We start from the raw sequence: 13343 nt of genomic DNA on the forward strand, positions 1-13343 counted from the left end.
AGACCTTCCAGACCACTGCCGCCCTGGTCGCCAAGCTCGACAAGGAGATTGCGGTCTCCCAGGACTACCCCGGCTTCATCGTCAACCGGGTCCTTATCCCGATGATCAACGAGGCCGTCTTCGCTCTGTACGAGGGGATCGCTTCGGCCGAGGACATCGATAAGGGGATGAAGCTTGGCACCAACCAACCGATGGGGCCGCTCACCCTGGCCGACTTCATCGGCCTGGACACCGTGCTGGCGATCGCCAACGTCCTCTACGACGGTTTCAAGGATCCCAAGTACCGCCCCTGTCCGCTGCTGGTGAAGATGGTGAACGCCGGCTACCTCGGCCGCAAGTCCGGCCGCGGATTTTACAGCTACTGAAAAGGAGCCCGTTCATGGACTACAAGAACCTGATCATTGAAGCTGCCAACGGCATCGCCGTTCTCACCGTCAACAGCCCCAAGACCCTCAACGCCCTGAACGGCGAGGTGCTGGGTGAGCTGGAGTCTGCTTTTTACGAACTGAACCGCAACGACGCGGTGAAGGCGGTCATCGTGACCGGCGCCGGCGACAAGGCCTTCGTGGCGGGAGCCGACATCAAGGAAATGGCCTCCATGAGCGCGTATGAGGGGCACCAGTTCGGCCTGAAAGGGCAGCGGGTGATGATGCTGATCGAGAAGATGACCAAGCCGGTGATAGCCGCCGTCAACGGTTACGCCCTCGGTGGCGGTCTCGAACTTGCCCTGGCCTGCGATTTCATCTACGCCTCCAGCAAGGCGAAGCTCGGCTTTCCGGAGGTCACCCTGGGGATCATGCCCGGTTTCGGCGGGACCCAGAACCTCGCCCGGCTGATCGGTCCCAACCGGGCCAACGAGCTGATCTTTACCGGCCGTATGATCGATGCCGAGAAGGCGTGCGCCTGGGGGATCGTCAATGAAGTCATCGCTCCGGAGGAACTGATGGCCAAGGCGAGGGACACCGCGGCTGCCATCACCGGCGTGGGCACCCTGGGCGTCTCCTACGCCAAGAACGCTATCGCCAACGGCCTCAACATGACCAAGGAGGACGGATTCCGCTACGAAGCCTCGCTCTTCGGCGTCCTCTTCGCGACCAAAGACCAGAAAGAAGGGATGTCCGCATTCGTGGATAAACGCAAGGCCGCCTTCACCGGGAAATAGCCTACGGCATCGAACCACCAAAATTCACAAGACCAAAGCAAGGTAACCACATCCAAAAGGGGGGACATCATGAATTTCGAACTGAGCCAGGATCACAAGGTTTTGCGCGACTCGGTGCGTGAGTTCGTTGAGAAGGAGATCAAGCCGCTGGCCATCAAGATCGACGAAGAGCACTGCATCCCCGAGGAGCTGGTTGCCAAGATGAGCGAGATGGGGCTGATGGGGAGCTACATCCCGGAGGAGTACGAGGGTGCGGGGCTGGACATGCTCTCTTACTCGATCGTGGTCGAGGAGGTCTCCAAGGCCTGCGCCTCCAGCGGCGTGCTGATCTCCGCTCACACCTCGCTTGCCTGTGATCCTATCTACCGCTTCGGGACCCCTGAGCAGAAGAAAAAGTTCCTCCCGGCCCTCGCCACCGGCCGGAAGATCGGCTGCATCCTGCTGACCGAGCCGGACGTAGGCAGTGACGTCTCCGGCATGGCCACCACCTACCGCCGGGAGGGAGACCAGATCGTCATCAACGGCGGCAAGACCTTCATCACCAACGGCGGCTTCCTCGGCACCGGCGTCCTCTTTGCCACCCATGACAAGAGCCTCAAGCACAAAGGTATTTCCGCTTTCATCGTCGATCTCTCCTCGCCGGGTGTGACCATCCTCAAAAACGAGGTGAAGATGGGGATCCGCGGCAGCTACACCACCGCCTTCGCCTTCGACGATCTGCGCATCCCGGCCGAAAACCTGCTCGGCGCGGAGGGGCAGGGATTCAAGATCGCCATGGAGACCTTGAACGGCGGCAGGGTCGGCATCGCCTCCCAGGCTCTCGGCATCGCCGGCGGCGCCTTCGACCGCGCGCTTGCCTACTCGAAAGAGCGCAAGCAGTTCGGCGCCCCGCTCAGCGACCTGCAGGCGATCCAGTTCAAACTTGCCGACATGTACTCCAAGATCGAGATGGCCAAGCTTCTCACCCACAAGGCTGCCTGGATGAAGGACAGCAAGCTGAACTACGCGATGGAGAGCGCCATGTGCAAGATGTGCGCGTCCGAGGCAGCGACCTGGGTGACCAAGGAGGCCGTGCAGATCCACGGCGGCTACGGCTACATCGCCGATTACGAGGTGGAGCGGATGTACCGTGACGCCAAGATCACCGAGATTTACGAGGGGACAAATGAAGTACAGCGGGTGGTCATCTCGAAGATGCTGCTGGCGTAAGGCCTGAAAAAGTTGGGGAAAAAGGGGACAGGCACCTGCGGAGCCAGTCCCCGGGGCTGTCAAGGGAGGATGCACCATGGAAATGACACGCGAGATCTATTGGAACGTGGGCCACGGCGTGGTCGTCCCGATGTACCTGCTGGTCTTCGCCGCCTTCGCGGTCTGCGCCTGGGGCTTCATCAAGAGGGTGCCGCTCTATCGCCAAGGCAAACCGCTCGACCGCTTTGACCGCTTTCCCGAGCGGGCCAAGCTGATGGTCACTGAGGTGCTCGGCCAGGAGAAGGTAGCCCGGGTGAAGGCAGGAGGCATCTTCCATAACCTCTTCTTCTGGGGCTTCCTGACCCTCTTCGTCGGTACCCTCATCATCATGGTCCAGGCCGATTACCTTACCCCGGTGATCAAGGTGAACCTCCTGTCCGGAGGCTTCTACCAGGCCTTCTCGCTGGTGCTCGACCTCGCCGGTCTCACCGCCATCCTGATGCTGGCCGGTCTCTTCGTCCGCCGTTTCGTAATCCAACCTCCCTCGCTGGAAATCCTCAACGACGACTACCGGGTCCACCTGCTGCTCTTCGGCATCCTGATCACCGGCTTCCTGGCGGAAGGCGCCCGCATGGCCGCCACCGAAGTGGTGCAGAATCCCGCCCTGGCTCGTTTCTCCCCGGTCGGGCTGCTGGCTGTGAAACTCTTCCTCCCCTTCACCGACGAATCCATCCGCAGCTGCCATCAAGTCATCTGGTGGCTCCACATGGGCCTCGTCGCCGGCTTCATCTGCATGATCCCCTACAGCCGGTTGAAGCACATCGTGACCACCAGCCTAAACGCGTTCTTCGCGCCCCTGGAGCCTAAAGGGACCCTCGCCACCATCAACCTTGAGGACGAGAGTCTCCAGCAGTTTGGTGCCGCCACCGTCGCCGATCTCACCTGGAAAGACATCTTCGACGCCGACGCCTGCACAAGCTGCGGCCGCTGCCAGGACGCCTGTCCCGCCCACGCCACGCAAAAGCCGCTCTCGCCCATGAAGGTGATCCAGCAGATAGGCGAGGCCGCTGAGGCCGGGAAGGAGACGGTGCTTGCGGAGAGCATCGCGGAGGATGCCGTCTGGTCCTGCACCACCTGCCGTGCTTGCCAGGACATCTGCCCGGCCAACAACGAACACGTCAACAAGATCATCGAGATGCGCAGGAATCTGACCCTGATGGAGGGGAGCTTCCCCGGCGACGAGGTACGTACCGCCGTCGGCAACCTGGAGGTGAATGGCAACCCCTTTGGACTGGCCTATGCCGGGCGGGGTGACTGGGCCATCGGGCACGGCGCGACCTTGATGGAGGATGGGGGCGAGGTGGACGTCCTCTACTTCGTCGGTTGCTACGCATCCTTCGACAGAAGAAACCGCGCCATCGCCGACAAGTTCCTGCGCATCTGCAACGCCGCCGGCATCCGGGTCGGCATCCTCGGCAAAGAGGAGAAGTGCTGCGGCGAGCCGGCCAGAAAGCTCGGCAACGAGTACCTCTACCAGATGCTGGCCGCCGAAAACATCGAGACCATCAAGGGCTATGGAGTACAGAAGGTGGTCACCACCTGCCCGCACTGCTTCAACACCCTGGCCCGCGATTACCGCGACCTGGGCCTTGAACTGCCGGTCGAGCACTACACCACCTTCATCCACCGGCTGATCGAAGAGGGACAGCTTCGCCTGAACCCTGAGCCGTTTGTGGCGACCTATCACGACTCCTGCTACCTCGGCCGGTACATGGACGTGATCGACGAGCCCCGGGCGGTGCTGGCCGCCGCCGGGGGACGCATCGAGGAGATGTCCCGCTCCGGTTATGACAGCTTCTGCTGCAGTGCCGGCGGGGGAAGGATCCTGGCCGAGGAGAAGCTGGGCCGGCGGATCAATGTGGAGCGGGTCCAGATGGCGACGGATACCGGGGCAGCGACCTTGGTCTCGAATTGCCCGTTCTGCCTCACCATGTTCGAGGACGGCATCAAAACCGGCGGCTTTGAAGGTGGTATCGTGGTCCGGGACCTCGCGGAGATCGTGGCCGAGCGGATCGCGGTGATCCACCTCCCGCAGCGGCCGGTCGAGCCCCCAGTCAAAGGGGAGCCGGAGCGGGTGGCGGTGTGACCGTCCGGAACCTAAAAAGCAAATCCCCCCTGTCCCCCCTTTATCAAGGGGGGGGACGTGATTGCGGCGCAGCCTAGTGTGGGGCACCGCCCACCACACGGCCGAGGATCGATGGGCCGTGCGTACCCTACCAAACACCGCCCTGCGTCCCCTCCCCTTCAAGGGGAGGGACAGGGTGAGGATGGGGTAAGAACTAAAAAGTACCAATGGAGGTCTTTATGAAAATTCTCGTCTGCATCAAGCAGGTCCCGGACATGGAGTCCCGGTTCAAGCCCAACGGCAGCGGTACCTGGTTCGAAGAAACCGATCTCGCCTTCCGCATGAACGAGTATGACGAGTTTGCGGTGGAACAGGCGGTGCGCCTCAAGGAACAGCTGGGCGACGAACCTGAGGTGACGGTCCTTTCCATCGGCCCGGACCGGGTGGTCGAGGCGATCAAGAAGGCGCTCGCCATGGGGTGCGACCGTGGTGCACATGTGCAGGACCCCGCTTCGGCCCAGAAAGATCCCTCGCAGATAGCGTCCATCATCGCCGCCTATGCCCGTGACAAGGGTTACGACCTGGTATTCACCGGGATGCAGTCGCAGGACCGGGGCTCGGCCCAGGTCGGCGTGCTGGTGGCCGAGGAACTGGGAATTCCCTGTGTCACCACCCTGGTCGCCTTCGCCTACGAAAACGGCGTGGTCACCGCCTCCCGCGAACTGGAAGGTGGCGTGAAAGGGGTGGTCAAGATGAGAACCCCTGCACTGGTAACCTGCCAGCTCGGCCTGAACGTCCCCCGTTACCCGACACTTCCCAACATCATGAAAGCCAAGAGAAAGGAGATTGAGTTGCTCAGCGCAGACCAACTGCTGAGCGAACAGCCGCGGGTCGCCACCGCGAGTTTCCATCCCCCGGCCAAGAAGGGGGGAGGGGTGGTGCTCGAAGGGGACATGTCGGCGCTGGTCGATCAACTCTATGGAATCATGAAAGACAAGACCGCGGTCTTGCGCTAGGAGGCATTATGAAGGCACTGCTCGTTGGAGAATACCGGGAAGGAAAACTGCTGGATACCACCTACGAACTCTATGGCTTTGCCAGCCAGTTGGGGGCCGATCCCGTCATGTTCCTGGTCGGCTCGCCTGCCCAGCTCCCCTCCTTTCCCGGTACGGTCTACCTGGCCGACGCGGCTCTTTGCGGGGAGTACAACCCCGACCTGCACAAGAAACTGCTCATGCAGGCCGTGGAGCGGGAAAAGCCGGACTACGTGATCTTCATCCATTCCTCCTACGGCTGGGACCTGGCCCCCCGCCTGGCGGGATCGCTGAAGGCGGGACAGGTCTCCGAAGTCATCGGCATCGTCGACGGCGGCTTCGAGGTTGGCTGCTGCAACGCCAAGATGCGCCGCACGGTGAAGCCGACCACCAACCCCGCAGTCGTCACCATCCAGGCAGGCGCCTTCCCTGTCATCCAGGGAGGGACGCCGTGGGTGGAACCTCTCACCGCAGAATCCGCTCCCACCGTAGAGTTTGTCGGCTATCAAGCGGCCGAGGCTAAGCAGGTGGACTTGACCAGGGCGGAGGTAATCGTCAGCGCCGGCCGCGGGGTGGGGAAGAAGGAGAACGTTCCGGTGGTCGCTGCGCTGGCCAAGGCGCTGGGCGGGGAACTGGGTGCGAGCCGCCCCGTGGTGGATGCCGGCTGGGTCGATCACAGCCACCAGGTCGGGACCACCGGCCAGACGGTTAATCCCAAGGTTTACGTCGCCTGCGGTATCAGCGGCGCCATCCAGCACCTGGCCGGCATGAAAAAATCGGACTTCATCGTCGCCATCAACAAGGATAAGGACGCCCCCATCGGGGAGATTGCCGACGTGCTGGTGGTGGCGGATGTGCTGCAGTTCGTGCCCGCCTTCACGGCGAGGGTACAGCAATGAAACTCGCGCGCGGGCTGGTCCAGGTCTACACCGGGAACGGAAAGGGGAAGACTACTGCCTCGCTGGGACTTGCCTTCCGGGCGGTGGGAAGGAACCTGGAGGTCTGCATGATTCAGTTCATGAAGGGGGGCGGCGATTACGGCGAGCACCTGGCTGCCGAACGGCTCTTCCCAAACCTCACCATCCACCGGACCGGCCGCGACGGCTGGGTAAAGAAGGGTGATCCACATCCCGAGGATCTCGCCCAGGCCCGGCTGGCGTTGGACCTCGCGCACAAGGCGCTGGAGTGCGGCAGCTACGATCTGGTCATCCTGGACGAGATCAACGGCGCGGCCTGGTTCGACCTGGTTGCCGTGGACGAGATCCTCGCCCTGATCGCTCGGAAACCGGCAGGGGTGGAACTGGTGCTAACCGGGCGCAGTGCGGACGAGCGGGTGGTGGAGGCCGCCGACCTGGTGACCGAGATGCGGGAAGTGAAGCATTACTTCAAGAAGGGAATTCCGGCCCGCGTCGGCATTGAGATGTAAGTGGTGGCAAGGCCGGAAACCCAAAAAAGCAATCCCCCCTGTCCCCCCTTTATCAAGGGGGGGACGTGATGCCGACGGTGTGCACAGTGCGTAAAACTTGATTCAGCAGTCCGAGCAGGATGACCGAGAGGGCCAGCAGGATCGATCAAGGAGGGAGGCGACGATGTATCTTGAGCTCAACGAAGAGCAGAAACTGATCCAGGACACCGCCCGCGACTTCGCCCGCGCGGAACTCGAGCCGGTGGCGGCGCAGCTTGACGAAGGGGGCGACCGGAGCCTGATGCTGGGCAACCTGAAGAAGCTTGCCGAGCTGGGCTTCATGGGGCTGAACGTCAGGGAGGAATTCGGTGGTGCCCAGGCAGGCACGGTGGCCTTCAGTGTCGCCATGACCGAGATCGCCCGCGCCTGCGCTTCCACGGCGGTGACCGTCTCGGTGAATAACATGGCGGCCGAGGTGATCCAGGCCATTGGCACCGAAGAGCAGAAGGAAGCCTACATCCCCCGGATCTGCTCGGGCGAGTTCGCCGCCGCCAGCTTCGCCCTCACCGAGAACTGCGCGGGGTCCGATCCGGCCGGCATGTGCACCCAGGCGGTGGAGGACGGCGACTCCTACATCTTGAACGGCTCCAAGATCTTCATCACCAGCGCCCCCTACGCAGGCGTCTTCATCGTCTGGGCGGTCACCGACCGCGACGCTCCCAAAGGGAAGGGGATCAGCTGTTTCCTGGTAGAGGCGGGGACCCCCGGACTGGTGATCGGCAAGGAAGAGAAGAAGATGGGACAGCATGCCTCGGCCACCAACGAGGTGATCTTCCAGGACTGCCGGGTTCCCAAAACCGCCATGATGGGGAAGCCCAATGATGGCTTCCGGACCGCGGTGGCCGAACTGGCGGGAGGGCGCATCGGCATCGGTTCGCTCGCCCTCGGCGTGGGGCTGGCCGCCATGGACTACTCCACCGGGTACTCCACCGAGCGCGCCCAATTCGGACAGAAGATCAGCAACTTCCAGGCGATCCAGTGGATGGTCGCCGACGGCTACACCGAACTGGAGGCCGCCCGGCTTTTGCTGATGAACGCCGCCTTCCGCAAGCAAAGCGGGAAGTCGTTTGCCAAGGAGGCCTCCATGGCCAAGATGTTCGCCACCGAGGCCGCCAACAAGGCCTGTTACAAGGCGATTCAGATGCTTGGCGGCTACGGGTACACGGCCGACTTCCCCGTCGAGCGCTACGCCCGCGACGCCCGCATCACCTCGATCTACGAGGGGACCAACGAGATACAGCGGGTGATCATCTCGCGAGAGATCCTGAGGAACTTCAGTTGATGGCCTAACCAATAAGGAGGGAGGCATGAGTAGCGGCAAGCGCATTACACTGCAACAGGCGGCGGAGATCATCAAGGACGGTTCGAGCCTCACCTTCTCGGGGTTCACCATCTGGCGCCGCCCCTTCGCCATCATCTATGAGCTGATCCGCCAGCATAGGAAGGGACTGCACCTGATCGAGGTGAACGGCGGGCCGCAGACGGAGTTCCTGGTGGGAGCGGGCTGCGTCGATGTCTGGGAGTCGTGCTGGGTCGGGCACGAGCTGTACGGCAAGTACGGCGCGAACCTCTCCCGCAAGGTGGGCGCCAAGGAGATCCTGGTCGAGGATTACAGCCACGCCGAGATGCTCTTCCGCTTTACCGCCGCCGCCTCCGGCGCCCCCTACGCCGTCACCCAGACCGCGCTCGGCACCGACATTCACAACCCCGACTACGACACGCTGGGGAGAGCCGGCTTGAGGGACGGCAAACGCTTCCCCAAGCAGAAGTACGTCTTCACCCATGATCCCTTCTTCGACGCCGGTCCGCAGGTGCTGGTTCCGGCCGCCAAGGTGGACGTGGCGGTGATGTGCGTGCAGCAGGTGGGGGAGGAGGGGACCGTGCGGGTGGCCGGCCAGTACTACTCCGACCCGGAGGCTGCCCGGGCCGCCGACATCACCATCGTGATGGCCGAAGAGATCGTCCCCGAGGAGTACCTGCGCCGCGAGGCGGATCGCAACACCATCACCAGCTTCGAGGTGGACTACATCGTCGAATGCCCCTTCGGAGCCCACCCCACCGGGATGTTCGGCCGCTACGACGTGGACGGCGGCTTCCTCAAGGACTTCTACGGCAAGACCCGCACCCAGGAAGGGTTCGACGCCTTCGCCAAGGAGTGGATCCATGGCCAGGACCACATGAGCTACCTGGAGAAGCTTGGCTGGCCAAGGATGCTGAACCTGAAGGCCAACACGGCCGTCAACTACTCCACCAGCGTGAAGAGGGGGCAATGAGATGACCAGGGACTATGCGAATCCGGAAGAGTACGGGCTGGCGGATCTCCTCTGCTGCGCTGCCGCGCGCGAGGTCAACGACAACGAGATTGTCTTCGCCGGGACCGGGCTTCCCATGGTGGCCATCATGCTGGCCCAGAAGACCCACGCCCCCAACCTGAAGCTGATCTTCGAGGCGGGGACCCTGGACGGCAGGCCGCCCCAGATCCCCACCTCGGTGGGGGACGCCCGCTGCGAGATGGGGGCCTCCCGGGCTTCCGGTCTCAGTGACGCCTTCAGCATCGCCCAGCGCGGCTACGTCGACCTCGGCTTTTTAGGGGGCGCCGAGGTGGATGAGTACGGCAACGTCAACACCACCTGCATCGGCGATTACCTGAACCCCGAGCTGCGGCTGACCGGCAGCGGCGGCAATCCCGACATCAACTCCTTCGCCAGAAGGACGGTCTTCATCATGGTGCACGAGAAGCGGCGCTTCACCCCCAGGGTGAGCTACATCACCAGTCCCGGCTGGCGGGTGAAGAAATGGCCGGAAGGGGAGTTCGTCCACCGCCGTGAGCTGTACGGTTCCGCCTACCGCGGCGGCCCCTCCGCCGTCATCAGCACCGCCGGCGTCTTCCGCTTCGACGACCAGACCGGGCGGATCTACCTCGACACCTGTCATCCCGGCACGACCCCAGAGGAGATCAGGGAGATGTGCCACTTCGACCTGGACATCAGCCGCGTCTCCGGCGATACGCTGCCGCCGACCCGGGAGGAACTCCACCTGATCCATCACGTTCTGGATCCCGAGCAGATCTTCATCCCTAAGGTGAAGCCCGCTTAGGACCCATCCAAACTCTGTCACTCCCTCGAAAGGGGAAGTTGCCGTGCAACCCTAAGAAGTTGCACGGCTTTTTTGTGCCAGCGGCCTGCGACTTATTTCTTGCTGCTGGTGCTGGTATGATGGTAGATGGGCTTGGTCTAAATGGCCCACTAGCAGGATCATCAACCCCGGTCTCAATGAAGGTGTGCTCGAGGCTTACAGGAGGAGGACGGCAACGAGAACCCAAATACAGGGGGTGGCGGATGAGAAAAGAATCCATAGTGGTCATGGGTGCGTTTTTAATGTCTTCGGCGATGCCTGTTTTTGCCCAGACATATCAGGAACAGGTCATCTGTCATTGGTCAGCCGACAACAGCTGCTTCAACCGGGAGAAAACTGAAGCAGTTGGCAACGGTTCACCGGAAGGTAAAGAGACGGTAGGGGATTTACAGGAGGGTATCAGGGCCAGGTTGCATGGCTCGGAGCAGGTGGCGGCAGCAGCAGTGAGAGGTGACGCCGGTTCCCCGGTGATATCGAAGACGCCAGAGCAGCGGCAGGAGGAGATCAGGCACCGGCTCCATGGCTGAAATCATCAAGCAGCAAGGGGACTGGCTCCGCAGGTGCCAGTCCCCTTTTTTTTGCCCGCATTTTTTGTTGAGCACCCCTGGCCGTTACTATCGGGGCCGAACCACGAAGGTTGCCACGGTGTCACCCCATTCGGTCGGGTCGATCTGCGCCAGCCGACGGGTCAGGTCGCCGGACGAGCCGGTGTCGCGCGCGGTCCGAAGCAGGCTGCCATCTCCAAAGCTCTTCTCCAGCAACTGCTCCCGGTTCTTGGTCACGATGACCCTGATACGTTCTATGGCAGGGCCATCGCCGGCGTTCGGTATCCGCGCCGCTGAGAGCCTCATCCCCGAACCTTCCGGCGGGAAGACATATCCGGCGCCAGCCTGGACATGGTTGTCTGTATGGCTTTGGTCCGGAAACAGCAGGGTGACGGAGTTATCGGTCGCAATGCAGAAGATGTAGACGTAGCCGTCGGCGGAGGACTGGTAGACGACGCTGGTGGCATCCCCCTCCAATAGCTCTGATTTGGACACGGTGGCCTTGACGGCGATATCCGCCTCCGCCTCGGAGGTTACCGGGCTCACCAGCGCCTTTATCCGGACATGGTAGGTGTTCGCGTCACTTTCATCTCTGTCCGTGGAGAGCACCGTCAAGCGGTCGATGCGTCCCCTGATCCTGGCGTACATCTCCTCGGAGGCGAATTGGCGGTCGCTGACCAGCCTGGTCGACTTGACGAAGGTCCCCACGGCGGTCTCCACCGCCTTTCTCTGGGCATCGGCCTTGGCACGGCCGATCACTTCCACCGGGGGGTCGAAGTCGCTGCCGATGGCGGTGCCGACCGCCTCTACCCACACCGGCTGAGGCGGGGTCTGCGCCGAGGCAGGCTGCGCGCTGATGCTTGAGAACGCCATCAGGAGCGCGAAGAGAACACGTTTAATATCGCGCATAGGATTCCCTTGTTGAAGCTCTTTGCTCGACCGGTACCTGCCGTTTGGCCGAGGCGACGACAAACTCTCCATCCCCTACGGCCTGCGGAGTCTGGTCGACACCTTTCAGTTTCCGGGCAGCGGCCTTCACTTCACGTTTCACGTAGCGGACGAGTTCCTGGACCTTGACTACGCCGTTTTTTTCCACTCCCCCCTGCAGCCCGGCCAGGAGATAGTGGGTGAAGATCCCCCCCTTGAGCTTCTTGCCATCTTCCCAGGAAGGCTGATTGGCCGACGATGACAAAAGAAGTACCCTGCTGCCTGCCGGTCCGCCGATCTCCACCGGCCCGCTCTCCGCATCGAAAGCCCGCTCCGGCGCACCACGGCTGACGATGAGGGGCTTCGCTCCATCGGTAAGGATCGACTTGCCGGTGCCTGTGAAGCAGATGTCGACGGCGGCAAAGACCGAGCGTGCCGGGGAGTTCTGCAAGTCGGCCCAGATCTCGGAAAGGGAGATCGCCGTTTGCTGCAGGCGGCCGGGGTAGGAGGTATCGGTATCGGAGGTGACCAGGAAGCCGAGCTTGTCGCGGCCGGTGAGGTCGGGCGACCCGTGGCCGGAGAAATAGAAGACCACCGGGCCCTGCCAGCTGTTGGCCTTGTCGATGGCGCTCAGGATGTTGCTCCGCGTGGCGTCCTCGCCTACCAGCAGCACGCCGGTGACCGGGCCTGATTGTCTGGCGGAGAGGGTGTCGTACACCTTTTGGGTGTCGCTGGCGGCGTACCTCAGGTGCGGGATGTCAGTGCGGTCGCTGTAGTTGGTGCCGATGGCTATCACCAGGGTGCCGGATACGTCCTCGTCGGCTGCCGCCGACTGGTACTGCTCCTGTCCGGTCGGGTAGGGGGGCTCAGCGGGCAGGGATGCTGGCGGAGGGGGGGGATACCAGGCTTGCGCCGGGGCGACAGGGGCCACTTCCATGACGGGAGTCGCCACGGTCTGCGGGTAGGACGGATAACTGGAAACGTAGTACGACGGCCAGTAGCTTGTTGGGTAGCTCGACTGGTAGTAGACGGTGGGCGCCGGCACGGTAGAAAGAGTATAGCTCGACGGGTAGCTGGAGCGGTAGTAGGTCCTGGGCACCGCCCCGCGCGGGTACTGCACCGAGCGCGATACACCACCGGTGGACCGGATGGCCGAGCTTCCGCCCCTGCCGCTCCAGCCTCTGCCGCCCCCCGCCCGACCCCAGCTTCCGGCATCCGCTGACACCGTGGCGAGCATCATTCCCAGCGAAAGAGCTATCCCCAATAGGCGTCGCATCCACTCCCCCTTAGTTCACCACGAAGGCAACTTTGGCCGAGGTCAGGAATTTCCCCTTCTGGTTGGCGGAGAAGATCTGGATGGCGTCATCGTCATCGACCCGGATATCGGAGCCGTTGGCGACATCCGTGGCCTTGATGACAAGCGGTGATTTGACCCCGCGGCTCTGCAGGGCGAGGCGGGCGTTATCCACGCTGTCGACGTACTTGCCGCTCCCGAAGGTCTCCAGGCTGTGCTGGCTGAACTTGGTCGGGTCATAGAGCAGCTCGTCAGAGGAGGTGAGGATGCGGTTGTAGAGCGCCGGCTTGAGGTTCAGCCCGGAGGCGTCAACGATCAGACCGTCATACTGTTCGGACATCCTTTCTGCCGGTCCGGCGAATTTCTTGGCCGGCTTGCCGTCGATCAGCGATGCCTGCTGCTGGAACTTCTTGTCCTTGTACAGGCTCCTGTACAGTTCGGTGGCGAAGCCGTCCGGCCCGTGCAGCC

14 protein-coding genes are annotated in these 13343 nt (G+C 62.6%); 11 read left to right on the plus strand and 3 right to left on the minus strand.

Going from position 1 to position 13343, the window contains the following annotated elements; genetic code table 11:
- The 11 genes from VJ604_RS03605 to VJ604_RS03655 all read left to right on the plus strand — a co-directional run.
- A partial coding sequence (locus VJ604_RS03605; RefSeq protein WP_324080013.1) for a 3-hydroxyacyl-CoA dehydrogenase family protein occupies positions 1 to 365 on the plus strand: 365 nt, incomplete at its 5' end.
- A gap of 14 nt (positions 366 to 379) precedes the next feature.
- Positions 380 to 1162 (plus strand): enoyl-CoA hydratase-related protein, encoded by a 783-nt coding sequence (locus VJ604_RS03610; RefSeq protein ID WP_324080014.1) that lies wholly within the window; start codon positions 380 to 382, stop codon positions 1160 to 1162.
- A 69-nt stretch (positions 1163 to 1231) separates the two neighbouring features.
- The gene (locus VJ604_RS03615) at positions 1232 to 2371 is read left to right on the plus strand and encodes an acyl-CoA dehydrogenase (RefSeq protein ID WP_324080015.1); all 1140 of its coding nucleotides are present in this window, start codon (positions 1232 to 1234) and stop codon (positions 2369 to 2371) included.
- A gap of 76 nt (positions 2372 to 2447) precedes the next feature.
- Positions 2448 to 4496, plus strand: coding sequence for a heterodisulfide reductase-related iron-sulfur binding cluster (locus VJ604_RS03620; RefSeq protein ID WP_324080016.1), 2049 nt, complete (start codon positions 2448 to 2450; stop codon positions 4494 to 4496).
- Between the two features lie 218 nt (positions 4497 to 4714).
- Positions 4715 to 5491 (plus strand): electron transfer flavoprotein subunit beta/FixA family protein, encoded by a 777-nt coding sequence (locus VJ604_RS03625; RefSeq protein WP_324080017.1) that lies wholly within the window; start codon positions 4715 to 4717, stop codon positions 5489 to 5491.
- Between the two features lie 8 nt (positions 5492 to 5499).
- Positions 5500 to 6408 carry an electron transfer flavoprotein subunit alpha/FixB family protein gene (locus VJ604_RS03630; RefSeq protein WP_324080018.1) on the plus strand — a complete coding sequence of 303 codons (909 nt, stop codon included), beginning with the start codon at positions 5500 to 5502 and terminating at the stop codon, positions 6406 to 6408.
- Positions 6405 to 6935, plus strand: coding sequence for a cob(I)yrinic acid a,c-diamide adenosyltransferase (locus tag VJ604_RS03635; protein ID WP_324080019.1), 531 nt, complete (start codon positions 6405 to 6407; stop codon positions 6933 to 6935). The genes VJ604_RS03630 and VJ604_RS03635 overlap by 4 nt, the downstream gene beginning before the upstream one ends.
- Before the next feature lie 163 nt (positions 6936 to 7098).
- Positions 7099 to 8256 (plus strand): acyl-CoA dehydrogenase family protein, encoded by a 1158-nt coding sequence (locus VJ604_RS03640; RefSeq protein WP_324080020.1) that lies wholly within the window; start codon positions 7099 to 7101, stop codon positions 8254 to 8256.
- Between the two features lie 25 nt (positions 8257 to 8281).
- The gene (locus VJ604_RS03645) at positions 8282 to 9247 is read left to right on the plus strand and encodes a CoA transferase subunit A (protein WP_324080021.1); all 966 of its coding nucleotides are present in this window, start codon (positions 8282 to 8284) and stop codon (positions 9245 to 9247) included.
- A 1-nt stretch (position 9248) separates the two neighbouring features.
- Positions 9249 to 10070, plus strand: a complete 822-nt coding sequence (locus VJ604_RS03650; protein ID WP_324080022.1) for a CoA-transferase subunit beta — start codon at positions 9249 to 9251, stop codon at positions 10068 to 10070.
- Positions 10071 to 10312: 242 nt separating this feature from the next.
- Positions 10313 to 10636 carry a hypothetical protein gene (locus VJ604_RS03655; RefSeq protein WP_324080023.1) on the plus strand — a complete coding sequence of 108 codons (324 nt, stop codon included), beginning with the start codon at positions 10313 to 10315 and terminating at the stop codon, positions 10634 to 10636.
- An 87-nt stretch (positions 10637 to 10723) separates the two neighbouring features.
- On the opposite strand, the gene VJ604_RS03660 is transcribed toward VJ604_RS03655, so the two are convergent.
- The 3 genes from VJ604_RS03660 to VJ604_RS03670 all read right to left on the minus strand — a co-directional run.
- Entirely contained in the window at positions 10724 to 11563 is an 840-nt protein-coding gene (locus VJ604_RS03660; protein ID WP_324080024.1) for a DUF4384 domain-containing protein, read from the minus strand.
- The gene (locus VJ604_RS03665) at positions 11550 to 12857 is read right to left on the minus strand and encodes a caspase family protein (protein ID WP_324080025.1); all 1308 of its coding nucleotides are present in this window, start codon (positions 12855 to 12857) and stop codon (positions 11550 to 11552) included. Before VJ604_RS03665 ends, VJ604_RS03660 begins: the two co-directional genes overlap by 14 nt.
- Positions 12858 to 12867: 10 nt before the next feature.
- On the minus strand, positions 12868 to 13343 hold a 476-nt coding region (locus VJ604_RS03670), incomplete at its 5' end, for a TP0624 family protein (RefSeq protein WP_518517900.1).

Source organism: Geomonas sp. (assembly GCF_035254065.1).
In the GTDB taxonomy this organism is placed as follows: domain Bacteria; phylum Desulfobacterota; class Desulfuromonadia; order Geobacterales; family Geobacteraceae; genus Geomonas.

Bases quoted from the DNA above. Each gene is read 5' to 3' on its own strand.
- VJ604_RS03610 (WP_324080014.1), top strand. From the start codon at position 380: ATGGACTACAAGAACCTGATCATTGAAGCTGCCAACGGCATCGCCGTT.
- VJ604_RS03615 (WP_324080015.1), top strand. From the start codon at position 1,232: ATGAATTTCGAACTGAGCCAGGATCACAAGGTTTTGCGCGACTCGGTG.
- VJ604_RS03620 (WP_324080016.1), top strand. From the start codon at position 2,448: ATGGAAATGACACGCGAGATCTATTGGAACGTGGGCCACGGCGTGGTC.
- VJ604_RS03625 (WP_324080017.1), top strand. From the start codon at position 4,715: ATGAAAATTCTCGTCTGCATCAAGCAGGTCCCGGACATGGAGTCCCGG.
- VJ604_RS03630 (WP_324080018.1), top strand. From the start codon at position 5,500: ATGAAGGCACTGCTCGTTGGAGAATACCGGGAAGGAAAACTGCTGGAT.
- VJ604_RS03635 (WP_324080019.1), top strand. From the start codon at position 6,405: ATGAAACTCGCGCGCGGGCTGGTCCAGGTCTACACCGGGAACGGAAAG.
- VJ604_RS03640 (WP_324080020.1), top strand. From the start codon at position 7,099: ATGTATCTTGAGCTCAACGAAGAGCAGAAACTGATCCAGGACACCGCC.
- VJ604_RS03645 (WP_324080021.1), top strand. From the start codon at position 8,282: ATGAGTAGCGGCAAGCGCATTACACTGCAACAGGCGGCGGAGATCATC.
- VJ604_RS03650 (WP_324080022.1), top strand. From the start codon at position 9,249: ATGACCAGGGACTATGCGAATCCGGAAGAGTACGGGCTGGCGGATCTC.
- VJ604_RS03655 (WP_324080023.1), top strand. From the start codon at position 10,313: ATGAGAAAAGAATCCATAGTGGTCATGGGTGCGTTTTTAATGTCTTCG.
- VJ604_RS03660 (WP_324080024.1), bottom strand. From the start codon at position 11,563: ATGCGCGATATTAAACGTGTTCTCTTCGCGCTCCTGATGGCGTTCTCA.
- VJ604_RS03665 (WP_324080025.1), bottom strand. From the start codon at position 12,857: ATGCGACGCCTATTGGGGATAGCTCTTTCGCTGGGAATGATGCTCGCC.